The organism is Pseudoxanthomonas sp. LjRoot127 (assembly GCF_964253495.1).
In the GTDB taxonomy this organism is placed as follows: domain Bacteria; phylum Pseudomonadota; class Gammaproteobacteria; order Xanthomonadales; family Xanthomonadaceae; genus Pseudoxanthomonas_A.
In genome coordinates this window covers 2,795,494-2,819,803 of the sequence record NZ_CAXUQR020000001.1, presented here as the reverse complement: position 1 = coordinate 2,819,803, position 24,310 = coordinate 2,795,494, and the positions used below count along the sequence as shown (strand labels likewise).

At 67.4% G+C, this 24,310-nt stretch carries 23 protein-coding genes; 6 read left to right on the top strand and 17 right to left on the bottom strand.

Annotated elements, in window-relative coordinates; genetic code table 11:
- Positions 1–15 precede the first annotated feature (15 nt).
- On the top strand, positions 16–243 hold the full coding sequence (locus ACSQ19_RS13120) for a hypothetical protein (protein ID WP_299341405.1): 228 nt from the start codon (positions 16–18) through the stop codon (positions 241–243).
- A 53-nt stretch (positions 244–296) separates the two neighbouring features.
- On the opposite strand, the gene ACSQ19_RS13115 is transcribed toward ACSQ19_RS13120, so the two are convergent.
- The 7 genes from ACSQ19_RS13115 to ACSQ19_RS13085 all read right to left on the bottom strand — a co-directional run bounded on the left by ACSQ19_RS13115 (position 297) and on the right by ACSQ19_RS13085 (position 8,022).
- Complete coding sequence (locus tag ACSQ19_RS13115; RefSeq protein WP_296280806.1) at positions 297–662, bottom strand: response regulator; 366 nt, start codon at positions 660–662, stop codon at positions 297–299.
- Positions 659–2,050 (bottom strand): sensor histidine kinase, encoded by a 1,392-nt coding sequence (locus ACSQ19_RS13110; RefSeq protein ID WP_435997534.1) that lies wholly within the window; start codon positions 2,048–2,050, stop codon positions 659–661. The genes ACSQ19_RS13115 and ACSQ19_RS13110 overlap by 4 nt, the downstream gene beginning before the upstream one ends.
- Positions 2,051–2,229: 179 nt before the next feature.
- Complete coding sequence (locus tag ACSQ19_RS13105; protein WP_435997532.1) at positions 2,230–4,074, bottom strand: putative bifunctional diguanylate cyclase/phosphodiesterase; 1,845 nt, start codon at positions 4,072–4,074, stop codon at positions 2,230–2,232.
- Complete coding sequence (locus ACSQ19_RS13100; RefSeq protein WP_435997530.1) at positions 4,071–4,562, bottom strand: YfiR family protein; 492 nt, start codon at positions 4,560–4,562, stop codon at positions 4,071–4,073. Before ACSQ19_RS13100 ends, ACSQ19_RS13105 begins: the two co-directional genes overlap by 4 nt.
- On the bottom strand, positions 4,559–6,577 hold the full coding sequence (locus ACSQ19_RS13095) for a TonB-dependent receptor plug domain-containing protein (protein ID WP_435997528.1): 2,019 nt from the start codon (positions 6,575–6,577) through the stop codon (positions 4,559–4,561). Before ACSQ19_RS13095 ends, ACSQ19_RS13100 begins: the two co-directional genes overlap by 4 nt.
- 155 nt (positions 6,578–6,732) lie before the next feature.
- A complete protein-coding gene (locus ACSQ19_RS13090) occupies positions 6,733–7,233 on the bottom strand; it encodes a hypothetical protein (protein ID WP_299341397.1) in 501 nt (166 codons plus the stop codon).
- Positions 7,234–7,785: 552 nt separating this feature from the next.
- Entirely contained in the window at positions 7,786–8,022 is a 237-nt protein-coding gene (locus ACSQ19_RS13085) for an XAC0095 family protein (RefSeq protein WP_435997525.1), read from the bottom strand.
- A 315-nt stretch (positions 8,023–8,337) separates the two neighbouring features.
- Between ACSQ19_RS13085 and ACSQ19_RS13080 the strand changes: the two genes are divergently transcribed.
- The 3 genes from ACSQ19_RS13080 to ACSQ19_RS13070 are packed head-to-tail and all read left to right on the top strand — an operon-like array spanning position 8,338 to position 11,735.
- Positions 8,338–8,682, top strand: coding sequence for a nucleotide pyrophosphohydrolase (locus tag ACSQ19_RS13080; protein WP_435997523.1), 345 nt, complete (start codon positions 8,338–8,340; stop codon positions 8,680–8,682).
- A 25-nt stretch (positions 8,683–8,707) separates the two neighbouring features.
- A complete protein-coding gene (locus tag ACSQ19_RS13075; RefSeq protein ID WP_435997521.1) occupies positions 8,708–10,543 on the top strand; it encodes a DNA/RNA helicase domain-containing protein in 1,836 nt (611 codons plus the stop codon).
- 7 nt (positions 10,544–10,550) lie between these two features.
- Complete coding sequence (locus ACSQ19_RS13070) at positions 10,551–11,735, top strand: hypothetical protein (RefSeq protein ID WP_435997519.1); 1,185 nt, start codon at positions 10,551–10,553, stop codon at positions 11,733–11,735.
- A gap of 71 nt (positions 11,736–11,806) precedes the next feature.
- On the opposite strand, the gene ACSQ19_RS13065 is transcribed toward ACSQ19_RS13070, so the two are convergent.
- From ACSQ19_RS13065 to ACSQ19_RS13055, 3 genes are all read right to left on the bottom strand, one after another.
- Positions 11,807–12,112 (bottom strand): hypothetical protein, encoded by a 306-nt coding sequence (locus ACSQ19_RS13065; RefSeq protein WP_296280790.1) that lies wholly within the window; start codon positions 12,110–12,112, stop codon positions 11,807–11,809.
- Positions 12,113–12,341: 229 nt separating this feature from the next.
- Entirely contained in the window at positions 12,342–12,653 is a 312-nt protein-coding gene (locus tag ACSQ19_RS13060; protein WP_435997517.1) for a hypothetical protein, read from the bottom strand.
- Positions 12,654–12,908: 255 nt separating this feature from the next.
- Positions 12,909–14,201 carry an adenylosuccinate synthase gene (locus ACSQ19_RS13055; protein ID WP_296280787.1) on the bottom strand — a complete coding sequence of 431 codons (1,293 nt, stop codon included), beginning with the start codon at positions 14,199–14,201 and terminating at the stop codon, positions 12,909–12,911.
- Between the two features lie 453 nt (positions 14,202–14,654).
- Here ACSQ19_RS13055 and ACSQ19_RS13050 point away from each other — a divergent pair, with 453 nt between their 5' ends.
- On the top strand, positions 14,655–15,053 hold the full coding sequence (locus ACSQ19_RS13050) for an endonuclease domain-containing protein (RefSeq protein ID WP_299341384.1): 399 nt from the start codon (positions 14,655–14,657) through the stop codon (positions 15,051–15,053).
- Between the two features lie 136 nt (positions 15,054–15,189).
- Here the strand turns inward: ACSQ19_RS13050 and ACSQ19_RS13045 are convergent, their stop codons facing one another.
- From ACSQ19_RS13045 to miaA, 6 genes are all read right to left on the bottom strand, one after another.
- Positions 15,190–15,375 carry a DUF2065 domain-containing protein gene (locus ACSQ19_RS13045; protein ID WP_299341383.1) on the bottom strand — a complete coding sequence of 62 codons (186 nt, stop codon included), beginning with the start codon at positions 15,373–15,375 and terminating at the stop codon, positions 15,190–15,192.
- 89 nt (positions 15,376–15,464) lie between these two features.
- Complete coding sequence (hflC, locus tag ACSQ19_RS13040; RefSeq protein ID WP_299341380.1) at positions 15,465–16,328, bottom strand: protease modulator HflC; 864 nt, start codon at positions 16,326–16,328, stop codon at positions 15,465–15,467.
- Positions 16,325–17,449: an FtsH protease activity modulator HflK gene (hflK, locus tag ACSQ19_RS13035; protein WP_435997514.1), complete on the bottom strand. Its 1,125-nt coding sequence runs from the start codon at positions 17,447–17,449 to the stop codon at positions 16,325–16,327. Before hflK ends, hflC begins: the two co-directional genes overlap by 4 nt.
- A 218-nt stretch (positions 17,450–17,667) precedes the next feature.
- Positions 17,668–19,008 (bottom strand): ribosome rescue GTPase HflX, encoded by a 1,341-nt coding sequence (hflX, locus tag ACSQ19_RS13030; RefSeq protein WP_296280775.1) that lies wholly within the window; start codon positions 19,006–19,008, stop codon positions 17,668–17,670.
- A gap of 34 nt (positions 19,009–19,042) precedes the next feature.
- On the bottom strand, positions 19,043–19,321 hold the full coding sequence (gene hfq, locus ACSQ19_RS13025; RefSeq protein ID WP_055941633.1) for an RNA chaperone Hfq: 279 nt from the start codon (positions 19,319–19,321) through the stop codon (positions 19,043–19,045).
- 167 nt (positions 19,322–19,488) lie between these two features.
- Entirely contained in the window at positions 19,489–20,445 is a 957-nt protein-coding gene (miaA, locus tag ACSQ19_RS13020) for a tRNA (adenosine(37)-N6)-dimethylallyltransferase MiaA (protein ID WP_435997511.1), read from the bottom strand.
- A 236-nt stretch (positions 20,446–20,681) separates the two neighbouring features.
- Here miaA and ACSQ19_RS13015 point away from each other — a divergent pair, with 236 nt between their 5' ends.
- The gene (locus ACSQ19_RS13015) at positions 20,682–23,093 is read left to right on the top strand and encodes a hypothetical protein (protein WP_435997509.1); all 2,412 of its coding nucleotides are present in this window, start codon (positions 20,682–20,684) and stop codon (positions 23,091–23,093) included.
- Positions 23,094–23,406: 313 nt separating this feature from the next.
- On the opposite strand, the gene folP is transcribed toward ACSQ19_RS13015, so the two are convergent.
- Positions 23,407–24,306: a dihydropteroate synthase gene (gene folP / locus ACSQ19_RS13010; protein WP_435997507.1), complete on the bottom strand. Its 900-nt coding sequence runs from the start codon at positions 24,304–24,306 to the stop codon at positions 23,407–23,409.
- Between the last annotated feature and the right edge of the window lie 4 nt (positions 24,307–24,310).

Here is a 24,310-nt window from a genome sequence, read left to right as displayed (position 1 = left end):
CCCCACATTCATTCCATGCTCTGCCAAGAACGCATCGACGCGCGTCTGAACGACGCCGAATTCCTGGTCCGCTCCGGCGCCGACATCGGCGACCCGCATGCCTTCCTGCGTGGCTTGTGGACGCAGGTCTACGATGCAGCGCCCATGCACCTGCGCTCGGCGGTCCTGCGCCGGCTGCATGCGCTGTCGCGCCTGCTGGGCGTGCCGTACGTGCACGGCGACAACGATCCCACCCCCGCCTGACCGCGCACGCGCACATCGCGTGCGCTGCGCGTGCCGACACGTGCGGATGGTGACTAGGCGGAGCGCAGGCGCGTCAACGCGGCTTCGATGTCATGACGACGGAACGGCTTGGCCAGTACGTGCGCGTCGGCGAAGCGCTCGGGCAGCCCCTGCTGGCCGTAGCCGGTGGTGAACAGGAACGGCACCCCGCGCTCGCGCAGCGCATCGGCGATCGGGAACGACTGCGTCCCCGCCAGGTTCACGTCCACCACCGCCAGGTCGATCTGCGCATCCGCCAGGTCGGCCAGCGCCTGCTCCACCGAGCCGGCGCTGCCCACCACCTCGTAGCCCAGCGTGGGCAGCAGGTCTTCCAGCAGCATCACCAGCATCGATTCGTCTTCCACGATGAAGACACGCGGTGCCGGTTCGGTCGTCGTCATGCGGCCACTCCTAGGTCGGGCATGGGGGCGGTGATCCGGCACTTCACGCCGGCCTTGTCGAAATCGAGGGCGACGTCGCCGCCCAGGTCGTGGCGCAGTCCGCGCTCGATCAGGCGCGAGCCGAAGCCGCGGTGGTCGGGAACGACGACCGGCGGGCCGTCGTGTTCCTCCCACGACAGCACCAGGCTGTGGCGCCCCTGCACCGCTTCGGCGCGCCAGTGGATGCGCACGCGTCCGGGCTTGCGCGACAGCGCGCCGTACTTCATCGCGTTGGTGCACAGCTCGTGCAGCGCCATCGACAGCGCCAGGGCGCGCTGCGGGTCCAGCTGCATGTCGGGGCCCTCGATGTCGAAGCGGTCGGCATCGTCGACCAGGCACGGGGCGATGGCGGTGCGCACGATGTCGTGCAGCGGGGCGTGGTCCCATTCCTGGCGGGTCAGCACGTCGTGCGCCTGCGCCAGCGCGTGCAGGCGCGCTTCGAAGCGGTCGCAGGCCGCGCCGATGTCGTCGGCCCCGCGCAGCGTCTGCATCGCCAGCGACTGCACGATGGCCAGGGTGTTCTTGACGCGGTGGTTGAGTTCGTTGAGCAGCAGGCGCTGGTGTTCTTCGTGCTGCCGGCGCGCGGTGATGTCGGTGGCGGCGCCGAACCATTCGGTCACCTCGCCGCCGATGGGGCGGATGGGCACCGCGCGCGAGGACACCCACGCCCAGTGCCCGTCTTCGGCGCGCAGGCGGTACTCGGCGCTGAAGGGCGTCTGGGTGATGCGGGCGCGGGTGATGGCATCGGCGACGAGGTCGCGATCTTCCGGGTGCACCAGCACGTCCAGCCAATCGGGGGTCAGCGTGCCGTGGCGGCCGAACAGCAGGCTGCCGCCGACGATGTCCACTTCGCTCCAGTCGCGGTTGGTGCGGTAGACCAGGTCGGAGGTGGCGTCGACCATGGCGGCGAGGCGCTCTTCGCTCTTGCGGCGGGCTTCTTCGTGCAGCTTGCGTTCGGTGACGTCGCGGGTGGTGCCGGCGACGGCCTCCACCTCGCCGCTGGGGCCGATGACCGGCACCAGCAGGTAGTCGTAGATGCGGCGGCCGTTGGTGCCGTTGAAGGGCACGTCGCCGCGCACGGGCTTGCGGGTGGCGATGACCTGTTCGATCTCGCGGTCGTGCATGGCGGCGTGCCAGGGTTCGTAGCCGAGTTCCAGGCAGTTCTTGCCGATGGCTTCGTCCCAGGTCTTGCCCCACATGGCCAGCAATGCGGCGTTGGCGTAGGTGAAGCGGTGCTGCAGGTCCCACATGTAGACCAGGTCGGGCGTGGTCTGCAGGAGGGTTTCGTACAGGCGGACGCGCTGCTCCGCAGAGGCGTGCGCGCCACCTGCCATCAAGGAGCTGTCCATGGAGGCGGGGGGTGTCTGATGGCGATGCGCCACCCTACCGCCCGTCGGCGTGCGGGACCCGTGAAACTTGGCAGGGTCGGGATCAGGTGAGGGGTTGCTGTTCAGGAACCGGCGCAGGATGCGGGCGCGATGCAGCACCTCGCCCGCCGCGGTGCGCGCGCCGCGTCGCCTGCCCTCGCCTAGCCCGCGGCGCACACCGCCCCTTGCGCCACGTCGGCGGCAGCGAGCCAGCGCGCCGCGAATTCGTCGCCCGGCACCGCACGGCCGATCAGGTACCCCTGCAGTTGCTGGCAACCGGCCTGGCGGAAGAAATCGCGCTGCGCCGGCGTTTCCACGCCTTCGGCCACCACGCTCAGGCCCAGCGTGTGCGCCATCGCCAGGATCGCCGTGGCGATCGCTTCGCCATCGCCGGGCACGGCGTGGGTGAACGCCATGTCGATCTTCAGCTTGTCGATCGGCAGGCGCTTCAGGTAGGCCATCGACGAGTAACCGGTGCCGAAATCGTCGATGGCCATGTGCAACCCGCGGGCGCGCAGCCTGGCCAGCTGGGCGACCGCCACGTCGGCGTCCTCCATCAGCACGCTTTCGGTCACTTCCAGCTCCAGGCAGTGCGCGGGCACGCCCGTGCTGCGCAAGACCTCGTCGATGAACCCGGGCAGCGCGTCCTCGCGCGTCTGCCGCACCGACAGGTTCACGGCCAGCCGCACATGGCCCCGCCCCTGCGCATGCCAGGCCGCGATCTGCCGGCAGGCCTCGCCGATCACCCAGCGGCCCAGCTCGAGGATCAGCGGGCCTTCTTCGGCGATCGGGATGAAGGTCGAGGGGGGCACCACGCCCAGCGCGGGATGGGTCCAGCGCAGCAGCGCCTCGGCACCGAGCAGCCGTCCGCTTTCCGCGCACACCTGCGGCTGGTAATGCAGCGCCAGTTGCCCCGCCGCCACGGCCTGGCCCAATGCCTCGCGCACGCCGATGCGGGCCAGCTGCGCCTGGCGCAGGCGCGGCTCGAAGCGCACGGCGCGATTGCGCCCTTCGCGCTTGGCGCAGTACATGGCGATGTCGGCATTGGCCGCCAGTTCCTCCAGCCGCGCCGCGTCCTCGGGCCAGCGACTGATGCCCGCACTGGCGGTGATGCGCAGGCTCAGGCCGTCCACCGTGAAGGGCACGACGAACCGGTCGAGCACCGCGTCGGCCACGCCGCCCACGCGCGCGGCCGCGTCGTCGCCGGCCAGCAGGACGGCGAACTCGTCGCCGCCCAGGCGGAACAGCCGTGCGCCGGCCGGCAGGGCGTCGGCGATGCGGTGGCCCACCTGGCGCAGCAGTGCGTCGCCGCCCTGGTGGCCGAGCTTGTCGTTGACGTCCTTGAAGCGGTCCAGGTCCAGCTGCACCAGCGCCAGCCGGCGGTTGCGCGTGCGCGCGTGCTCCAGCTGCGCGTTGAAGGCGTTGCGGTTGAGCAGCCCGGTGATCGGATCGTTGTGGGCCAGGTGGTGCAACTGCGCCTCGGCCCGGCGCACGCGCTCGCGCATGCCGCGCATCAGCGGCAGCGCCAGCGCGTAGGCCACTGCCGAGGCGATGCAGAACGCGATGGCCAGGCTGCCCAGCCGTCCGTGCGCGCGCTTCATGCTGATCTGCAGGCGCACGGTGCCGACCGGCTGTTCGCGGAACAGCACCGGCGCGCTCACCCGCGCGCAGTCGTAGCCGCAGGGGCGGGCCGCGGCGTCCACGCCGTCGGGATAGCGGGCGATCACTTCGCCATCGCGGGCCACGATGTCGGCCTGGCGCACCGCCGGCACGGACACCAGCGGCGCGAGCGTCTCGCGCGCACCGGCGCTGTCGCGGAACATCACCGCCGCCGCACTGCCCGAGGCCACCACCCGTGCCTGGGCTTCGGCGTCGGCCAGGAACTCGCGTCGGATGTCGATCCACTGGATGAGCATCAGCACGCAGCCCGCCACCAGCAGCACCACCGTCGCGACGATGGCGCTGGTGCGCACGCTGGCCGAGGTGCGGAAGCCGGGCGTGCTCACAGCACCCGCCGGGCCAGGCGCAGCAGCTGGCTGCTCAGGGTGATGCCGTTGGCGCGCGCACGCGTGGCATCCACGTCGAAGCGGATCTTGTTGCCTTCGCGCACCAGCGCGACCGTGCTGACGCCGTTGGGCAGCGCACAGGCGTCGCAGATCACCAGCGCGGTCAGCGCCGCGGCCACGGGCGTGTCCGCCGCGTGCACCAGCACGTCGCAGTCGGCCGCGGGGGCGCTGGCGACGCGGGCGACGGTGACGCGGCGGCCGGCCAGGTCGCGGCCGGCCAGCGTGGCGATCGCGGCCGCCAGCGCCGCATCGGTCTGGGTGCAGATGGTCAGCGTGGACGCTTGCACGTGCGCCGACTGGGCGAATGCGGCGATGTTGTAGACGAACGCGGCCTTCAGCGCGTGTTCGTCCACCTGCGCATGGCCGCTGCCGGCGAACGCCAGCCCCAGCAGCGCGGCCATCCCCTGCCCGGCGCGCCGCACGCTCACCAGCGCCACCGCGCTTCGAGCCAGTACTCGCGGCCGCGCCGCGGCACGGTGTCCTGCAGGAACTCCGGGCCGACCGGATCGGCATAGCGTTCGTCCAGCAGATTGCGCACGCCCAGCGACCACGCCAGCGGCCGCGAGGCCACGTCCCACACCAGGTGCGCGTTGACGGTGGTGTAGGCCGGCACGCGGCCCTCGCGCGACACGCGCTGGCCCATGTGGTGCGCGCTCATCGCCAGGTCCCAGCCGGCGGCCAGCGGCACGGACGCCTGCACGCGGGCGATGCCATGCGGCGCGTTGAGGGCCCGCGCGGTATCCGATTCGGTGACGTCGCTGTAGGCATAGCTCGCACGCAGGCGCACGCCGCCGTCGCCCTGGTAGGCGTAGGCCAGCTCGGCACCGCGCGAGGTGGCACGGCCGGCGTTGGCGAGCGTCAGCGTGCCGTCGCCGGTGGCGGCCAGGGTGATCAGGTCGCTCAGGCGGTAGTGGTATACGCTGAGTTCGGCCCGGCTGTGCGCACCCACGCTGCGGCTGTAGAACAGCTCGGCGGTCTGCACGTGCTCGGCGTTCAGCGACGGATTCGCGAGCTGCGCGCTTTCGTCCGAATCCACCTGGTAGTAGCGCTCGTACGCATTCGGCGAGCGGTAGGCCTGGCCCACGATCAGCTTGACGACGCGGTTGTCCGCGCGCGTGCCGATCAGCGCCAGGCGCGGACTGAGGCGCACGATGCCGCGGTCGCTGCGATCGGCGCGCAGGCCCGCATTGAGCCGCCACGCGTCGGACATGCGGAACTCGTCGTCGACGAACACGCCGCCACTGGTCATGTGCTGGCGCGAATCCAGGTAAGTCGCGCGCGGCGATACGTCGAAGTTGCGCTGCACCACCCCGCGGTCCCACTGCGCTTCGGCGCCGGCGACGAAGGTATGGCGCGCGGCGATGCGGGCGACCACCTGCCCGCCCGCCACCACCGACACGCCGGAGGCGATGTCGCGGTTGAGGTAGGTGGGTGCGCTGCCGTAGACATAGTCGCCGACGTAGCGGTAGTCGATCACGTCCAGGCGTGCGCTCGCCTCGACGCGCTCGCCCAGCGGGCGGGCCAGGGTGGCGCCGAAGGCGATCCAGCGGTCCTGCACCTGCGCGCCGGACGCGGCGAAGGTCTGCTCGTACGGGGCGACCGGATCGTCCTTGCGGCGGTCGCCGGCCACCAGCTGCAACGACAGCCCGTCGCGCGCGTGCTGCACGAACACCTGGCGCACGCGTTCGCTGTCCTGGCCGCGCACCACGCCGCCGGTGGGCGTGTCGGCGAAGGCGGGAAAGCGCAGCGTGCGGCCCTCGGTATCGAACGCGCGCACCGACAGCAGCGTGCGCCCCTGCCCGGCACTGACCGGGACGGTAAGCTGCAGGTCGGTAGTGCCGTGGTTACCGGCGGCGGCGCGCAGCTGCCCGTGGCCGTAGGTGTCGGGTTCGCGCGTGAGCACGTTGATGACGCCGAAGAAGGCGTTGGAGCCGTACACGGCCGAGCCGGGGCCCGGGGCGTATTCGATGCGTTCCACCAGCGCCAGGTCGAGCGGGAATTCGGCGCCCACCGGGCTCTGGCTGTAGACGGGGTCGTTGATGCGGTGGCCGTTGACCAGCAGCAGGAAGCGGGTGTCGTAGTCGCCGGCGCGCAGCAGGCCGCGCGCGCCCAGGTAGGTGTACAGGCCGGTGTCGCTGACGTAGAGGCCGGGCAGGCTGTCGAGTGCTTCGGCCAGGGTGCGCCAGCCGTGCGCGCGGATATCCTCGGCGGTGATCACCTGCACGACGGAGGGTGCGTCGGCCACGCGCTGCTGGAAGCGCGAGGCGGTGACGATGTCCACGTCCAGCAGGTCTTCCAGCGACAGGCGCGACAGGTCCGGGGCCTGAGCGTGGGCCGCGGTCGCCAGCAGGCCACCGGCGCAGGCGCACGCCAGGCGGGTCATGCGCCGCAGGCGTCGGGTGGTTGCGGGCGCTGGCGCGCCGCCGGGCAGGAACAGGGACATGGAGGCCAGCAGGGCGGAAGAACGTCTGGCGTTGTATCGGCCGCGCACGCGCTGGCTTGAATCGCGCAGGGGTTCATGGAGATGAAGGCGCGGCGTGCGCGCGCATGAAAAAAGGCCCCGCGTTGCGGAGCCTTTGTTGAGAGGAAGTGGGGGCGTCAGCCGTTGGTGACGGTGCCCCCGTCGCCGCCCGCGGGGTCGGGCGCGACGGGCGTTGCGCTGCGGCGGCTGAAGCGCACCGACAGCATCTTGCGCAGCTCGTCCAGCCCTTCTCCCCTGCCCGCCACCTTCAGGTGGGCATAGCCTTCCAGCGATGCGGTCATCAGATCGCTGCCGAGGGCCATTTCGCTGTCGGCGATGCGTTCCAGCAAGCGTCGAAGGCGAACGGCGCGCGGACGGAGCTGATCGAGCGCCGCGAGATCGCCGACGTAGCCGGCCAGGTCGAAGTTGCGCGGTAGCACGCCGCTGTGTTCGCTCAACACGTTCACGGCCTGCCGGCAGAACGCTTCCGATTTGGCGCCCATCTTGGTGAGGTCGCGACGCTCGTCGGGGCTCAGGCCGATCAAGCCGGCGAACTCCTGTTCGAGGCTGTTGATGGCGGTGTCGATGTTCTGCAGTGCGGTATCCGCGAAAGTGACGGCAATACGGTTCTGGGTCATGGTCGTTCCTTGAGTGCATCCGTTCGAGTACCCGCCACCATGGCGGGCGACAGGAGCGTAGCGTGCGCTGCGCGCGCCTCAAGGGCCGCACGCGCAAGTGCGTCAATGTGAGTCGCAAGGCATTAAGCCTTGCCGGCAATGGTGCGAAGCCTGAGCGGCGGGATGGTTTCCTTTGCGCCTGGATTCCGCCTGCCCTGCGCGCAAGGCGAAATGCCTTGCAGGCGAAACCGCCATGCACGGATCGCGACGCCAGCAGGCTTGCGATGGCAAGGCGCGGCACTTCGCGCGCAAGGCGCAATGTGAGAAACCCGGGACGCGGCAGCTTGCACGCGATGCGCGGCGGCCCTGCGTGCAGGTCATGGCATTCCGACCGCAAGGTCTGATGCCTCGCGCGCGCAAGGCTCGGCGGCTTGCGGGCAAGGCTGGGGAGGCTTGCGGATAAGGGTTTGAGGCTTGCGAGGTGTTTTCTGTATCCCCACCCCTATCTCACCCGCGCATTCCATTGCGAGCGGGCCCACTGAACTGCCGGGCAGGCGTGCCGGGCGCGCGGCTTCAGGGGCCCTGCCATCGGAGCGCGGCCAAGGTGCGCTCCAGCGTGTCGCCCCACAGTTGGAGGCTGGCGGCCCAATGGGTGGGCGGGATGGGGATGGGTTCCTCGTCGGGCGCGCCGGGGGCGTAGGCGCGGGTGAGGCAGGCCAACAGGTAGAGGTGTTCGGTGAGGCGACAGAGCTCGGCGTGTCCGTCTTCGCTCAACAGGTAACCGGCCGCCGATCCGACATGCTTTGACATACAAGTACTCCAATCCATGGGTACGGCCCGGACGCGCATGCGCCGGGGGTGTCGGGAGGCTCGAACCGCAAGAAGACGGCGGGCTTATTCCCCTTTCGGGTGTTGTATTCGCCCACTCCCGACGTAGCGCTACGCCGGCTCTGCCCACGCGGGGCAAAAGAAAGCCACCCAGTTCCGGGGGTGGCACCGCTTCTTGAGGAGTTTCGAGGCTCCGACAAGAGGTATCGCACCTTGGGCCCGAAACAGGCCAGCACACCCGTGTTCGATGGGAACGCGCGCCATATACTCACATTTGGCATCGGTGCGGGAGTGCCCATGGGGATCGCAGAACTACAACAGGCGCTTCGGCAGTTTGCCGCGGACAGGGATTGGGGGCAGTTCCATACGCCGAAGAACCTGGCCACGGCACTCTCCATCGAAGCTGCCGAAGTGCTCGAGCATTTTCAATGGCTGACCGACGAGCAGAGCCGAAGCCTGACCCCAGAGGTTCGCGAGAAAGTCGGACATGAGATCGCCGATGTATTTCTTTACCTACTTCAACTGGCCGACCAGCTCGAGATTGACCCTCTGAAGGTGGCGGCGGACAAGCTGGCCTTGAATGCCGACAAGTACCCGGTGGAAAAAGCCAAGGGAAGCAGCAAGAAGTACACCGAGCTGTAACCGTATCGCCGAGGGGAAGGCACGCGTGATCGTCTATCAGGCTACCAAGACGAAGTTCTTGGACGACAACGACAACCGCAGTATTGAAGACGTCATCAATAGCGCCTATGTGCAGAAGACAGGCCGCTACGCTTCGGAGGCGGAATTCAAGTCATGGGCGGCTTCGCTGCGCGAGATGTCACGGGTGCTACGCGACGCACAGATACCGGACGACATCGGTGTAGGTATCGAATTCGGCATTCCGCAGACGGCCAAACGCATCGATTTCATCCTGTCGGGGGAAGATGATGCTGGTGTCCCGCACGCGATCATCGTCGAGTTGAAGCAATGGTCGTCCGCCAAACTGAGCGACAGGGACGGCTTGATCGTCGCCAATCGCGGGGGTCGTACCGAAACCGAAGGCCCCCACCCCAGCTATCAAGCATGGTCTTACGCGGCCTTGCTCAATGGTTTCAATGAAGCCGTCTACGAATCCGGTACGGCGCTGCAGCCCTGCGCCTACCTGCACAACTACCGCGACGACGGGATCATCCGCGACGCGCGCTATGCCCCCTATCTCGACAAGGCGCCTGTCTTCCTGAAGGGTGAGGACGAACTCAAGCGCCTGCGCGATTTCATCAAGAAGCACGTCAAGAAGGGAGACAAGGGAGAACTGCTGTACAAGATGGAGAACGGGCGTATCCGCCCCTCCAAGATGCTTGCAGACAGCCTTGCCAAGATGCTCAAAGGCAATGAGGAATTCGTGCTGGTCGACGACCAGAAGGTGGTCTACGAGACCTGCCTGGCCCGCGCCGAGCAGGCCAGCGAAACCCGCAAGCAAGTGGTCATCGTCAAGGGTGGCCCCGGCACCGGAAAGTCGGTGGTCGCGGTCAATCTGCTGGTGGCGCTGACCAAACGCGGACAGGTGACCAAGTACGTCTCCAAGAACGCCGCGCCCCGCGCCGTGTATGCGAAGAAGCTGGCAGGTCAGGTCCGCAGAGCGGACGTGACCAACATGTTCGCCGGCTCTGGCGGCTTCCACAATGCGGAACCCAACGTATTCGATACGCTTGTCGTCGATGAAGCACATCGCTTGAATGCCAAGAGCGGGCTCTACGGCAATCTCGGTGAGAACCAGGTTATGGAGCTCATCCGTAGCGCCAAGTGCACGATCTTCTTCGTGGACGACGACCAGATCGTGACGCTCGCCGATATCGGACATACCCGGGAGTTGATGCACTGGGCGAACGCGGCCGGCGCGGAGATCACAACGCTGGAGCTTAGCTCCCAGTTCCGGTGTGGCGGATCCGATGGCTACATCGCCTGGCTGGACAACTGGCTGGGTATTCGCGAAACCGCCAACGCAGATTTCGACCGCGATAGTTTCGACTTCCGCTTGGTCGACTCGCCCGTTGAGTTGCACGATCTTATTCGAGAGAAGAACAAGCTCAACAATCGGTCGCGAGTGGTGGCGGGCTACTGCTGGGATTGGAAGAGCAAGAAAGATCCGAATGCATACGACATTGTGATTCCGGAGTTCGGCTACAAAGCACAATGGAATCTTGGTGTCGACGGAAGCCTCTGGATCATGGCGCCAAACTCTGTTGAGCAAGTTGGCTGCATTCACACTTGCCAAGGTCTTGAGCTTGACTATGTCGGCGTCATCATTGCGCCAGATCTCGTTTTTCGAGGGGACAGATTTGAAGCGGACCCATCAAAAAGATCGAAGCAAGATCGGACAATAAGAGGATATACGTCCAAAAGAAATCTAGATTCCAACACGATAATTCGCGCAGAGATGATCATTCGAAACACTTACAAGACCCTCATGACGCGAGGACTGAAGGGATGCTTCGTCTTTTGTCCAGCCCTGAAAGGCTAGAAACGCAATGAAGGAGTCAACTCTCCACTCACTAATAACCGCAAAGGCAATCTTCGAGGAATCGGAAGCTCTTTGCTCTTCGGGCATATCGCACTCAGCCACCGCCGGCCTGATCCTTCTACAAGATGCGCTTGAACTTGTGCTACTAGCCGCCATCAATGAACTTGAAATTGATGAGACGGCAAAGATCGAGAAGCTTACATTCGACCAGATCATCGGCACACTTCAGCAATCTGGAGTTTCTATTCCTCGCTCCGGAACATTAAAAGCACTCAACAAGAACCGGGTGCTCGCTAAGCACTATGGACAACTAATCCTCCCGGAGACAGTAAGGGGCTATCTAGAGGCCAGTCGTCACGCCATAGACGCTGTTCTTGACTCTGTAGTAAAGAAGAGACTCGCGCAGATCTTCCTAACAGACTTACTCTTAGATGGCGAATCAAAGTTGCTTCTTGAGCAAGCGGTAGCCTCATACGCAAGAGCAGAGTACCTCGAGACGCTTATCTGTATCAGGAGGGCTCTTTTCGTAGAAATCGAAGCCGATTACTCGGTGCATGAGTACAAGGACGATGACAGCACCGACCTTTTCGGATTCTTCAAGAAATATGGACGAAAGGCGCCGAGCTACGCGAAGAACTCGAAATGGATAGTCACAAACGTGAAGGAGCCTACCGACTACGTACAAGTAGATAGAGAAGGATTGCGGAGTCAAGCCGTTGAGTGGGGCGTTAATACAAACCAGCTTCTTAATTTAATGCACCTTACTCCGAAGGTTTTTAGGCCGAATAAGGCAGCCGATTGGTGCACCTCTTATCCTGCCGGCTTTGTAGAGAACAGCGCAAATAGAGCCAACGCCCAATACTGTTTAGACAGTATCATCGAGGTTATCCGCAAGAAGCAGTTGCATGCGGGCACTGCAATCAGCCTGTCGTTCTCTCAGCCATTCTCGCCACCTAAAATTTACCTTGGCGATGAGGTCCATGTTAATGCGGACACGGGATCGCTGGTCGTGCACACGATTCAGCCCAACTTCGTGTACCAAGTTTCTGGCATCGCGACGGGCTTTGACGGGAAGACCAAGTTCTACGGCCTATCTGGCGTTCCAGAGGGAGAGCCGCCTTGGTCGGAAAGGGCTATATCCGGATATCTAGCTGCGCGACCCGAATCCAGTCTCGATGAGGGAGAGCCATAGATCTCCTCCTAAGCGCTAACGCCGAGCGAGTTGTTTGCCAGAGAGTGTCGAGCTAAGCGTTTCCACGCCGGTCAATCCCTCAACACCAAGGCCGGGTTCTCATCAATCGTCCCATCCTCGTTGACCACCACATAGCGATCCCCCTCGCGGTTGAACAGCACGGGGATGGGTGTCTTGAACAGCGGGCGGCGGACGAACTTCAGGCGCCAGTGGAAGGTTTCCATGGTCTGGATGGTGGCCTGCTGCGCGGGGGTGAGGCCGGCCAGCAGGGTGGCGTCGTCCATCGTCGGGGCGCCCTTGCGGCGCTCCGGGGTGCGGGGGGCGGTGCCGGGCGACTCGGGCTCGGCGGGGGTGCGGGGGCGATGCGGATCCGACATCCGGTGGGGGGCTCCTGATGGCGTGGAACGGGAACAGGTCTGCCGCCATAGCGGCAGGGGTTCACCTTGTATCGGCCGGGAGCAAGGGAACGTGAGGGTTGTGGGAAATGCGGGGGCGTTGGTTCAGGCCGCTGAAGGGTCAGCGCGAAGAGCGGCCCCTCATCCGCCCTTCGGGCACCTTCTCCCCGCTGGGCGGGGAGAAGGGAGCGCGCGGGAGAAGGGAGTGGAATCAGGCGCGCAGGACGAGCGTGGGATTCTCGTTGAGGGTGCCGTCTTCCTCGATGACCACGTAGCGCGTATCGCCGCGGTCGAACAGCACCGGGATGGGCGCCTGGAACAGCGGACGGCGCACGAAGGCCAGCCGCCAGTGGAAGATTTCCATCGCCTCCAGCGTCATCAGCTGCGCCGGCGTGAGGCCCACGCGCAGTGCGTCGGCGTCGTGCACGGCCTTGCGGCGTTCGACCGCGCGCGGCTTGGCCGCGGCGGGTGGGGTTTGCCAGGGGCCGGTGATGACAGCGGCGCGGGCGGCATTGCGGTACATGGGGGCAACTCCATCGACTACGGGCGACACCTGATGCATCTAACGGCCGCGATCGGCCGCGATTTAGGGCAGCAGGGGCGTTGCAAGCCGCGTGCCGAAACGGGGCGCAGGCAAGAAAAAGCCCCGCAGATGCGGGGCTTTTCTTTGCAGTGGGAGGGATCGCGCTCACCCCTCATCCGCCTTCGGCACCTTCTCCCCGCTTGCGGGGAGAAGGAAGAGCACGTGTCCCTGCTTGCGGGGAGAAGGAGAAGCGGATTACGCGAAAGGATCCTGCAGGACCATGGTGTGGTCGCGGTCCGGGCCGGTGCTGACGATGGCCAGCGGGCAGCCGGAGAGTTCTTCCAGCGCACGCAGGTAGGCACGGGCGGCCGGCGGCAGCTTGTCCCACTCGGTGATGCCGTGGGTGTTCTCGTCCCAGCCCGGGAACTCCAGGTACACCGGCGTGCACTCTTCCCACCCGCCCGCATCCAGCGGGGCGTACTCGGTGCGCTTGCCGCGGTATTCGTAGGCGATGCATATCTTCAGCGTCTTCATGCCGTCCAGCACGTCGAGCTTGGTGATGCACAGGCCCGAGATGCCGTTGATGGCGACGGCCCGCTTCAGCGCGACGATGTCCATCCAGCCGCAGCGGCGCGGACGGCCGGTGGAAGCGCCATATTCCTGGCCGCGGTCGCGGATGCCCTGGCCGATGTCGTCGTCCAGTTCGGTCGGGAACGGACCGCCGCCCACGCGCGTGGCGTACGCCTTGCAGATGCCCAGCACGTAGTCGATCGCGTCCGCGCCCACGCCGGTACCGGCGAACGCGCCGCCGACGGTGGTGTTGGAGCTGGTGACGTAGGGATAGGTGCCGTGGTCGATGTCGAGCAGCGCGCCTTGCGCGCCTTCGAACAGCACGCGCTTACCCTGCTTGCGCAGGTCGTGCAGGATGCCGGCCACGTCGGACTTCATCGGCTGCACGTATTCGCCGAAGGCGAGCGCTTCGTCGTAGGTCTTCTGGAAGTCGACGGCGTCGACGCCCAGGTACTTGGTCAGCACGAAGTTGTGGTAGTCCAGCGCGGTGCGCAGCAGCTCTTCCAGCTGCTTGGGGTAATGCAGGTCGGCCACGCGGATGCCGCGACGCGCCACCTTGTCTTCGTACGCCGGGCCGATGCCGCGGCCGGTGGTGCCGATGGCCTTGCCGCCGGCGGCCTTCTCGCGGGCCTGATCCAGGGCGATGTGGTACGGCATGATCAGCGGCGTGGCCGGGGAGATCTTCAGGCGCGAGCGCACTTCCACGCCGGCCGATTCCAGTTCGTCGATTTCCTTGATCAACGCGGCGGGCGACAGCACCACGCCGTTGCCGATCAGGCACAGCGCGTCGGGGCGCAGGATGCCGGACGGAATCAGGTGGAGAACGGTCTTCTTGCCACCGATGACCAGGGTGTGGCCGGCATTGTGGCCGCCCTGGAAACGGACGACGGCACCGATTTCCTCGGTGAGCAGATCGACGATCTTGCCCTTGCCTTCATCGCCCCACTGGGCGCCGAGAACGACGACTGACTGACCCATGACGGGTAACTCCTCGATTGTTGGCGGCCATCGGGGCCGCCGGAAGGGTCGTGCTGGTCCACGGCGCCGTTGCCGCCGGCAGGCTCCATCGGGGAGCCGCCCGCCACGCCGGGCCCAGACACGGAAAAAGCCGGCGGTCTTCCCACGCAGGGAGCCCGTCCGGCTTTTGTGCATTATCCGGGTTTAAGGGGACGGGGGCTACCCTGGTGGGAATCGCCTCGCCGGTTCAGGCATGGCGCGAAGAGCGGCCCCTCATCCGGCCTTCGGGCCCCTTCTCCCCAGGCGGGGAGAAGGAGACGCCAGACGCCCAGCTTTTCCTTCTCCCTGCGAAGCGGGGAGAAGGTGCCCAGGGGGCGGATGAGGGGCGCTTTCCTATCCGCGTGCACGCCCTTCCCCGATCCCATCGACCCCCGGGTGTCGCGGACGCTGTCTCCACACCCTCGGAGGCCACCCATGCGCAGCACGTTGGACCACGAACGCGAACGCCGCCTTCGGCACGAACAGACCGACGCCGAACACGCCCTGTGGTGGCGACTGCGGAACCGTCGCCTGCAGGGTTGGAAGTTCAGAAGGCAGCACCGGATCGGGCCCTACTTCGCCGACTTCGTCTGCCTGGAAGCGGGGCTGGTGGTCGAACTGGACGGGAGCCAGCATCTCAAACAGGAGCAGTACGACCGCACGCGTACGGCGCACCTCAAGCGTGAGGGGTTTGAGGTGCTGCGATTCTGGAACGATGACGTGCTGCGCGAGACGGAGGCAGTGCTGGTGGCGATCCTTACCGCGCTCGCCCCTCATCCGCCCTCCGGGCACCTTCTCCCCGCACGCGGGGAGAAGGAAACAGCGAAGCCCTGATTGCTCCCTCCTCCTTACGAAGCGGGGGGAAGGAAAAAGCGAAGCCGTTATTGCTCCCTTCTCCCTGCGCAGCAGGGAGAAGGTGGCCGAAGGCCGGATGAGGGGCGCGCTTCCGTCAGCAAACGACTCCCACGCCTCAGCGCTTCAACACCCACAAGAACGTCAATCCGAAGATCAGGATGAATCCGCCCACCGCGCGCACCTGGCCATCGCTCATCTGCAACAGCTGCAGGGCGGCGCGCTTCCAGCTGGCGGGGATGGCGAACAGCACCAGGCCTTCGAGGATGGCGACGAGGCACAGGGCGGACCAGAGGTCGGACATGGACGGACTCCTGCCCCGCGCGGGCGCGGGACACGGCAAGAGGGGGGGCGAAACGGGACCGGCCGCCCTGGGGCGGCCGGTGGGTGACCTCAGCGGTCGCTCTTCATGTACTGGAGGAAGGGATCGTCCTTGTCCAGCACGACCACGCCCTGCCCGTCCTTGAACGAGGCGCGGTAGGCCTCCAGGCTGCGCTGGAACGCATAGAAAGAGGCGTCACGGCTGGCGGCTTCGCCGTAGATGCGGGCGGCTTCGGCGTCGCCTTCACCGCGCAGCTTCTGCGCATCGCGTTCGGCCTCGGCCAGCAGCACGGCGACATCGCGGTTGGCCTGTGCTTCGACGATCGTCGCCTGCTCGGCACCCTGCGCACGCAGTGCACTGGCCACCTGCGAGCGTTCCGCGCGCATGCGGTTGTAGACCTGGTCGATGACTTCACTGTCGGTGGGCAGGTCGATCTGCTTGAAGCGGATGTCCACGACCTGCATGCCGAGGTTCTTGGCACCGGCGTTGATGGCGGGCAGCTGCTTCTCGATCAGTTCATTGCGGTTGCCCGACACCAGCTGGGTCAGCGTGCGCGAGTTGATCTCGTTGCGCAGCGACTCCTTGATGATCGGCGCCAGGCGTTCGGTGGCCAGCTCGGCCTGGCCGCCGGTCGCACGGTAGAAGTCCGCCGCGTTGACGATGAAACCGATGGCGATGAAGTCGACGCTGACGTCCTTGCGCTCGGAAGTGAGCGAACGTTCCGGCGGGAACTCATTGGCGGTGAAGCGGCGATCGAACACGCGCGCGGTTTCCACCAGCGGCAGCTTGAAGTGCAGGCCGGGGCCGATCTCGCTGCGCACCACGCGGCCCAGGTTGAGCACCAGGCCCACCTGCCCTTCGCGCACCACGAACACCGAGCCCATCAGGCCCAGCAGCACCGCCACGACGATGCCGACGATCAGGGAATTCTTCATGGCTGCGCCTCCTCACGGCCGGCCGGGCGTGGCGTGCGCGCCGAATTGCGGGAACTGGACGGGGTGCTTTCGACCTGCGGCAGCACCTCGGTCGGGATGACACCGGCCGGCGGCTGCGTCGTCGCCGGCGCGTTGCCCATCGGCACGTAGATCAGCTGGCGGCTGTCGCCGCCGACCACCTTGCGGTTGCCGGCCAGCACCTGCTGCACGGTATCCAGCCACAGGCGCTTGCGGGTGACTTCCGGCGCGTTGCGGTACTCGTCCAGCAGCAGGCTGAAGCGGGTCGCGTCACCGGTCGCGCGGGCGATGGCGGCGGTCTTGTAGCCCTCGGCCTGGGTACGGACCTGCTGCGCATTACCGCGGGCCTCGGGCACGACCTTGGCCGCATACGCGCGGGCCTGGCTGATGACACGTTCGTTTTCCTGCTGCGCGCTGTTGACTTCGTCGAAGGCCGGCTTGACGGCTTCCGGCGGACGCGCGTCCTGCAGGCTCAGTTCGGTGACGACCAGGCCGGTGCGATAGGCCTCCAGCGAGGCCTGTAGCGCGGTCCCGGCGGTGGCCGACAGCGGGCCACGGTTGTTGAGGGCGGCGTCCAGGTCGGAACGGCCGATGACTTCGCGCACGGCGCTCTGCGCGGTCTGCTCCAGCACGCGGGTGGCGTCGGTGGTGCCGAACAGGAACAGCTGCGGGTCGCCGACGCGGTACTGGACGTTGAACGAGACGGTGATGATGTTCTCGTCGCGCGTCAGCACCGGCAGGCTGTTGCTGAAGGTGCGCACGCCGGTGGCGTTGACCTTGGTGACGCTTTCGATCGGCCAGGGGAATTTGAAGTTCGGGCCCGGCTGCATGGTGCGGTTGTACTTGCCCAGGCGCAGCACGACGCCACGGTCCTGTTCGCCGATCAGCTGGAAGCTGGAGAACAGCACCAGCAGGCCGACGCCGACCAGCACCCAGCGCAGCGGATTGCCCCCGCCGCCGACGCCACCGAACAGGCCACGCAGGCGGTCGACCACGTCGCCGATGCCACCGCCTCCCTGCGGGTTGCGCGGCTTCCAGTTGCTGTTCCGGTTGCCGTTGTTGCCAGATCCGCCACTGCCGCTGCCGGGGGTGTTCCAGGCCATGCCCACTCCGTATTGAAAGATTCGCGCGGCCGGGGCCGGCGCAGGTTTCGATTCTACTAGATAGGGACGGCGCGGCCGGGAGGCAAGGCCGGGAGGTCATGGGGCGAGCGGCATGTCGTGGGAGCGACGTAAGTCGCGATGTCTTTACCGACCTACCTGGGTCCAATCACACCCCATTCGCGACTTACGTCGCTCCCACAACAACCCAGGGCGCCTACCTACTGCCAGTCTTCCCGCTCCCCCTGCGGCAGCAGCGCCTCCAGCGGATGCCCGCCGGCCTGCGAGGCCAGCCGCTGGGCATCCGCCAGGGCCAGGTCGACGGTGACGCGCCAGCCGTTCTCTTCGAAATCCTCGGCCAGCACGGCACCCAGGGCATGCAGGCGCGAGCGCAGGCGGGCGGAGTTCGCGGGCAGGTGCAGTTCGCCGCGCACGCGCTGGAAGCCCAGCCGTTGCGCCAGCGCGCCGCGCAGCAGGTCGATGCCCTGCCCGTCGCGGGCAGACAGCCAGACGCGCTCGCGCCCCATGCCGGCACTGGGCGCGTCGCCTTCGTCGACGCCCGGATCGGGCTGATCGTGGCGCGGGGCGGCACCCTCGATGCGGTCGATCTTGTTGAACACCAGCATCTGCGGCAGGTCGCCGGCGCCGATCTCCTGCAGCACCTCGTCGACCTGGGCGATGCGTTCCTCGCGGTGCGGATCGGCAGCGTCGATGACGTGCAGCAGCAGGTCGGCTTCGCGCGCCTCGCTCAGGGTGGAGCGGAACGCGGCGACGAGTTCGTGCGGCAGGTCGCGCACGAAGCCGACGGTGTCGGCCAGCACCACGGCACCACCGGGCAGGTCGATGCGGCGCACGGTGGGATCCAGCGTGGCGAACAGCTGGTCGGCCGCGTAGGCCTCGGCGCCGGTCAGCACGTTGAACAGCGTGGACTTGCCGGCGTTGGTGTAGCCCACCAGGGCCACGCGCGGCAGTTCGCTGCGCACGCGGGCGCGGCGCATCTGGGTGCGCTGCACTTCGACTTTTTCCAGCCGCTTCTGCAGTTGCTCGACGCGCTTCTGCAGCAGGCGGCGGTCGGTTTCCAGCTGGGTTTCGCCAGGGCCGCGCAGGCCGATGGAGCCGCCACGCTGGCGTTCCAGGTGGGTCCAGCCGCGCACCAGGCGCGTGGCCATGTGGCGCAGCTGCGCCAGTTCCACCTGCAGCTTGCCTTCGTGGCTGCGCGCTCGCTGGGCGAAGATGTCCAGGATCAGCCCGGTACGGTCGAGCACGCGGCGCTGAAGCAGTTTTTCCAGGTTGCGTTCCTGGCCCGGCGACAGCGGGAAATTCACCAGCACCAGGTCGGCGCCGGTCGCGTCGGCGGCCGCCTTCACTTCTTCCAGCTTGCCGCTACCGATCAGCGTGGACGGATTGGGACGGTCGATGCGCGCGGTCAGCAGCGCGGCGACGGTCGCTCCGGCCGAGCGGGCCAGGTCGCTGAATTCCTCGGTGAGGCCGTCGTCGGGACGGCCGCCGGCATACGGCTGGATCAGCAGCGCATGCTCGCCCTTGCGGGATCTTTCAAACAATGGGGTCGTGCCTCTTCAATCGAGGCACGCATTATCACGCGGTTTCGTCGTCGCCGCCGTCCGCGTCCTCGTCACCCTGCTGCACGTAGCCGCCGCCCGGGCCAACGCGCACGTTGCGCGCCGGCACCACGGTGGAGATGGCGTGCTTGTAGACCATCTGGCTGACCGTGTTGCGCAGCAGGACCACGAACTGGTCGAAGGATTCGATGGTGCCCTGCAGCTTGATGCCGTTGACCAGGTAGACCGACACCGGGACGCGCTCGCGCCGCAGTGCATTCAGGAAAGGATCCTGCAGGGATTGCCCCTTGGACATGACGTACTCCCGCCTTGCGTTCTTATAGTTAGTTGGGTGCTGCCGTACCGGGCCGGCGAACAGCTCCCCTGCCGCCCGGAAGACCCGATGTTACACAACATCGGCCCGGCGGGGCGCCGCCAAGTGCGGCAACGGGTCCCAATTCCGGACAATGTGGCCCGGATGGCTCACGATGCCGGCAGGAACAGGCCCAGCGCCTCGTCCAGCCGGGCGCGATCGGTGGCGGGATCGAACCAGCGGACATCCCGCTCCCCGCGCAGCCAGGTCAGCTGCCGCTTGGCGAGCTGGCGGGTGGCGGCGATGGCACGCTCGCGGAAGTCGGCGGCCGTGCTCTGCCCGTCGAGGAACTCCCAGGCCTGGCGATAGCCCACCGCGCGCACCGCCGGCAGATCGAGCGGCGCGGCCACGGCCTGCATGCCGGGCAGCGCGCGCAGGCGACGCACTTCGTCCAGGAAGCCTGCGTCGAGCATCAGGTCGAAGCGTCGCGCGATGCGCGCGTGCAGCACTGCGCGGTCGGCGGGGGCCAGCACCAGCTTCAGCACGCGGAACGGCAGGCGCGCGCCGCGCGCGTCGTTCTGGAGGTCGCTGATTGGCCTGCCGGTCAGGCGATACACCTCCAGCGCGCGCTGGATGCGCTGCGGATCGGTGGCGTGGATGCGCGCCGCCGCGACAGGATCGACCTTCGCCAGCTCGGCGTGCAGGGCCGGCCAGCCGCATGACTGCGCCTGGGCCGTGATGTCGGCGCGCACGCCGGCATCGGCGGCCGGCATCGCGGCCAGCCCCTCGAGCAGCGCCTGGAAGTAGAGCCCCGTACCGCCGGCCAGGATCGGCAGTCGACCCCGTGCGGCGATGTCGTCGAGCGCGCGCCGGGCATCGTCGGCGAACTCGGCGGCCGAGTACGCCTGCCAGGGGTCGCGCACGTCCAGCAGATGGTGCGGGACGCGCGCGCGTTCTTCCGGCGTGGGTTTCGCCGCGCCGATATCCAGGCCGCGATACACGAGCGCCGAATCCACGCTGACGATCTCGCCGCCGACACGCGCCGCCACGTCGAGCGCGAACGCGGTCTTGCCCGAGGCGGTCGGGCCCATGATGGCGATGGCGAGCGGACGTGCGTCGAGCGACATGCGGAACGCGGTGCGTGGGCGGGCGCCAAGCTTAACGTGCCGCCACCCGGGCCGACGGCGTTGTGGGATGCCGGTCATGGTTGGACGATGCGGCGGCGGCGCGCACGCGCGCGGCTCGTGTACAGTCGGGCGGCGTCCACAGGGGGATGCAAGCAGCAAGGCCGATGCGCGCGAGATCCGTGCACGTCGCTTGTCTGCGCAGCGGACGGCACTCCATTTTTGCGCGAGTCGACCGGATGCCTGTTTTTCCCCTTTCCCTGCGCCAGCCGCTGCTGGTCCTGTTCGCACTGTCCGTCCTGCTCACCGGCTGCGGCCCGGAAACACCAGCTTCCGCTACCAAGGCTGCCGCCCGGGCGGCCGCGATGCCTTCGTCCTCTCCTGCAGCGCAGCCTGCGCGCGTGATGGCCGCCGCCGTCCCGACCAGCGCGGTACCGAACCCGATCCTGTTCGTGACGCAGGTGCCGATGGCGGGCGATCCGTTCGCCAGCCGCATGTCGACCTTCGCCAACCATCTGCCCAGCATGCTCGCCCTGCCGCGCGGCGGCGACCTCATGATCCGCTACCCCGACGGCACGCTGCGCAACCTGACGAAGGAAGCCGGCTTCGGCATGGAAGGCCAGCAGGGCGCCAACGCCATCGCGGTGCGCGAACCCGCCGTGCACTGGAACGGCACCAAGGCGATCTTCAGCATGGTGGTCGGCGGACCGCCGCAACGTTACGTGCACCCCACCGCGAAGTGGCAGCTGTACGAGGTCACCGGCCTGGGACAGGGCCAGACCGCCACCATCACCAAGGTCGCGAACCAGCCGGCGGACTACAACAACGTGTCGCCGATCTACGACAGCCAGGACCGCATCCTGTTCACCTCGGATCGTCCGCGCGGGGGCGAAGCGCACCTGTATCCGCAGCTCGATGAGTACGAGAGCACGCCGACCATCACCGGGATATGGCAACTCGATCCGTCGAATGGGCAGGTGCGCCTGCTCAACCACGCGCCGAGCGGCGCGTTCTCGCCGAGCATCGACCGCTACGGCCGGGTGATCTTCATCCGTTGGGACCACCTGCAGCGCGACCAGCAGGCCGATGCCGGCACCTACGGCGCGTACGACGTCGCCAGCGAAGCCTCGGGCGCGGCCAGCATCGGCCTGCAGCCGGAGACATTCCCCGAATCGCGATCGGGCATGAGCAGCGCGTACGGGCAGGTCAACGGCTTCACCTATAACCTGTTCACGCCGTGGCAGATGAACCAGGACGGCACCGAGGAGCTCACGCTCAACCACATCGGCCGCCAGGAACTGTCGTTCGGTTATCTGCCGAAGTCGTTCTCCACCGACAGCGCCCTGTCGGACTATTCCAACACCGCGCTGATCGCCAACAAGAAATACATCCGCATGGACGGCGGGCTGTTCCAGGTACGCGAAGACCCGACCGTGCCCGGCAGCTACTACGCCATCTACACGCGCGAGTTCGCCACCGGCGGCACCAACCAGATCGTCCGCATCACCGGTGCGCCCACCCTCAACGCGGAGCAGATGGAAATCGTGGACGCGTCGCCGGCGGCCGACGGCAGCGGCAACCTGGCCGGTGGCCGTTTCCGCAATCCGTTGCCGATGAGCAGCGGCCACATGGTCGCCAGCTACACGAGCAGCCCGTCCTTCCAGTCGGGCGTCTCGCTGCGCTTGCACCAGCTGCAGACGAACGCCAGTGGAATGCTGGTGGCCGGCCCGGCGCTCACCCCCGGCATCAGCAAGAACCTGACGTGGTGGGATCCGGACACGCAGCGCAGCTACAACGGCGCACTGTGGGAGATCGAGCCGGTGGAAGTGGTGGCGCGTGCGCGTCCGCCCGTCACCACCACGCCGATGGCGTCGCCGGAACAGGCGGTGTTCGCCAGCGAGCAGGTCAACGAAGCCGCGTTCCGCGCCTGGCTCAAAGCGAACCAGCTTGCGCTCATCGTCACCCGCAACCAGACCGCGCGCGATCGCGACGACAAGCAGCAGCCCTACAACCTGCGCGTCCCCGGCGGCGTGCAGACCCTCGGCGGCAACGGCAGGATCTACGAGGTCTCGCACTACCAGATCCTGCAGGCCAACATGATCCGCGCGTACAACAACGGATCCATCTACCAGCGTGGCCGCCGGCCGATCGCGCAACCGATGGCGGTCGCTGCCAATCCGACGAACACGGGCGGCCCCAGCGGCAGCGTGCGCATCGCCACAGACGGGTCGACCGCAGCGTTCGTGCCCGCCAGTCGCGCACTGACCTGGCAGAGCACCGACGCGGCCGGCGTGCCGATCGTGCGCGAGCGCGTCTGGGTCACCCTGCAGGCCGGAGAGATCCGGACGTGTACCGGCTGCCATGGCGAGAACGCGCGCAACCAGGCCGGTGCCGTGCCGTCCACGGCGTCGCCCGAAGCGCTGCGCCAACTGCTGCGCCACTGGAAGCAGCAGCATTCGACCGATCCGATCCGGGTCAACGGTTCGCAGCCGCTGATCCCGAACCGCGCCGCGTTGCCGGCAGCGACGAGCGCGGGTGCGGGCGCCGTCGCGACCGGCGATGGCGCGACGCTGACGCGACGCTGGCTGGAAGAGGCAACGCCACGACGGGACGCACGCGACGCCACGCGAAGCCATCGGCCCGCGCACTGACGGCACGGGCGATGGCGGACGCGCGCCGGCTCTGCGCGCGTCCAGGAACTGTGCGAGCGCGGTGATTTCCCGCCCGGTCGGGTACTTGTAGCGGTGCGTGGCGACCCTGCGCGGCCTTGCGCAGGCTGTCCGACCATCGTCCTTCCGGCAACGCCGCGTTGTCCACGCGTGACAGACCACTCAGCCACGTGATGTTGTCGCGCACTTCGCGGTCGCTGAGGTGCTGGAACATCCTGGCCGGCACGCCCCACCGCACATGGCCGCACGTTCCGGGCCAAGGCGCCGAACGCGCCGGATGCCGCGCGCCGGCCCGTCAGTCGTCGTCGGGCCAGCGGATCGAGGGCGTGGCCGCTGCCTTGCGCGGCGACGGGACTGCCGCGACGGCGTTCCACACCTTCAGGGCGTCGACCGTGGCGGCGACGTCGTGCACGCGCACGATCAGGGCGCCACGCTGCGCGGCGATCAGGTGGGCGGCCACCGAAGCAGCCACGCGATCCGCCGGCGCGTCGCGGCCGGTCAGTTCGCCGAGGCTGCGCTTGCGCGACAGCCCCGCCAGCACCGGCACGCCGAGTTCGACGAAACGCTCCAGATGCGCCAGCAACTGCAGGTTATGCGCCGTGTCCTTGCCGAAGCCGAAACCAGGATCGATGACGATGTGCTTCTTCGGGATGCCCGCCATCTCGGCGGCGAAGATGCGTTCGGCCAGGAAGCGATGCACGTCGCCCACCACGTCGTCGTACTGCGGCGCGGCCTGCATCGAGCGTGGCTCGCCCTGCATGTGCATCAGCACCACCGGCACACCGAGCGCGGCGGCGGCATCGAGCGCACCCTCGCGGCGCAAGCCGTACACATCGTTGATCATCCCGGCGCCCGCCTGCACGGCGGCACGCATGACCTCGGGCTTGGAGGTGTCGATGCTGATCGGCACGGACACCTGTGCGGCCAGCCGCGCGATCACCGGCACCACGCGGCGCAGTTCTTCTTCGACCTCCACCTCGGCGGCGCCCGGGCGCGTGGATTCGCCCCCGATGTCGAGGACGTCGGCCCCCTCCTCCACCAGCTTCAACGCATGCGCGACGGCGGCGTCGGTCGTGTCATGCGCGCCACCGTCGGAGAACGAGTCCGGGGTGACATTGACGATGCCCATGACCTGCGGACGATCGAGTCTGAGGATGCGGCCGGCGCAGTCGAGTTGGGGAACGGTGTCGAACATGGCG

What these genes read in the sequence shown, in the direction of transcription:
- ACSQ19_RS13095 (WP_435997528.1), bottom strand. Translation starts at nt 6,577, where the DNA reads ATGTCCCTGTTCCTGCCCGGCGGCGCGCCAGCGCCCGCAACCACCCGA.
- ACSQ19_RS13115 (WP_296280806.1), bottom strand. Translation starts at nt 662, where the DNA reads ATGACGACGACCGAACCGGCACCGCGTGTCTTCATCGTGGAAGACGAA.
- hflK (WP_435997514.1), bottom strand. Translation starts at nt 17,449, where the DNA reads ATGGCCTGGAACACCCCCGGCAGCGGCAGTGGCGGATCTGGCAACAAC.
- ACSQ19_RS13120 (WP_299341405.1), top strand. Translation starts at nt 16, where the DNA reads ATGCTCTGCCAAGAACGCATCGACGCGCGTCTGAACGACGCCGAATTC.
- ACSQ19_RS13085 (WP_435997525.1), bottom strand. Translation starts at nt 8,022, where the DNA reads ATGTCAAAGCATGTCGGATCGGCGGCCGGTTACCTGTTGAGCGAAGAC.
- ACSQ19_RS13110 (WP_435997534.1), bottom strand. Translation starts at nt 2,050, where the DNA reads ATGGACAGCTCCTTGATGGCAGGTGGCGCGCACGCCTCTGCGGAGCAG.
- ACSQ19_RS13090 (WP_299341397.1), bottom strand. Translation starts at nt 7,233, where the DNA reads ATGACCCAGAACCGTATTGCCGTCACTTTCGCGGATACCGCACTGCAG.
- ACSQ19_RS13065 (WP_296280790.1), bottom strand. Translation starts at nt 12,112, where the DNA reads ATGTCGGATCCGCATCGCCCCCGCACCCCCGCCGAGCCCGAGTCGCCC.
- hfq (WP_055941633.1), bottom strand. Translation starts at nt 19,321, where the DNA reads ATGTCCAAGGGGCAATCCCTGCAGGATCCTTTCCTGAATGCACTGCGG.
- ACSQ19_RS13015 (WP_435997509.1), top strand. Translation starts at nt 20,682, where the DNA reads ATGCCTGTTTTTCCCCTTTCCCTGCGCCAGCCGCTGCTGGTCCTGTTC.
- ACSQ19_RS13080 (WP_435997523.1), top strand. Translation starts at nt 8,338, where the DNA reads ATGGGGATCGCAGAACTACAACAGGCGCTTCGGCAGTTTGCCGCGGAC.
- ACSQ19_RS13060 (WP_435997517.1), bottom strand. Translation starts at nt 12,653, where the DNA reads ATGTACCGCAATGCCGCCCGCGCCGCTGTCATCACCGGCCCCTGGCAA.
- folP (WP_435997507.1), bottom strand. Translation starts at nt 24,306, where the DNA reads ATGTTCGACACCGTTCCCCAACTCGACTGCGCCGGCCGCATCCTCAGA.
- hflC (WP_299341380.1), bottom strand. Translation starts at nt 16,328, where the DNA reads ATGAAGAATTCCCTGATCGTCGGCATCGTCGTGGCGGTGCTGCTGGGC.
- ACSQ19_RS13050 (WP_299341384.1), top strand. Translation starts at nt 14,655, where the DNA reads ATGCGCAGCACGTTGGACCACGAACGCGAACGCCGCCTTCGGCACGAA.
- miaA (WP_435997511.1), bottom strand. Translation starts at nt 20,445, where the DNA reads ATGTCGCTCGACGCACGTCCGCTCGCCATCGCCATCATGGGCCCGACC.
- ACSQ19_RS13070 (WP_435997519.1), top strand. Translation starts at nt 10,551, where the DNA reads ATGAAGGAGTCAACTCTCCACTCACTAATAACCGCAAAGGCAATCTTC.
- ACSQ19_RS13045 (WP_299341383.1), bottom strand. Translation starts at nt 15,375, where the DNA reads ATGTCCGACCTCTGGTCCGCCCTGTGCCTCGTCGCCATCCTCGAAGGC.
- ACSQ19_RS13055 (WP_296280787.1), bottom strand. Translation starts at nt 14,201, where the DNA reads ATGGGTCAGTCAGTCGTCGTTCTCGGCGCCCAGTGGGGCGATGAAGGC.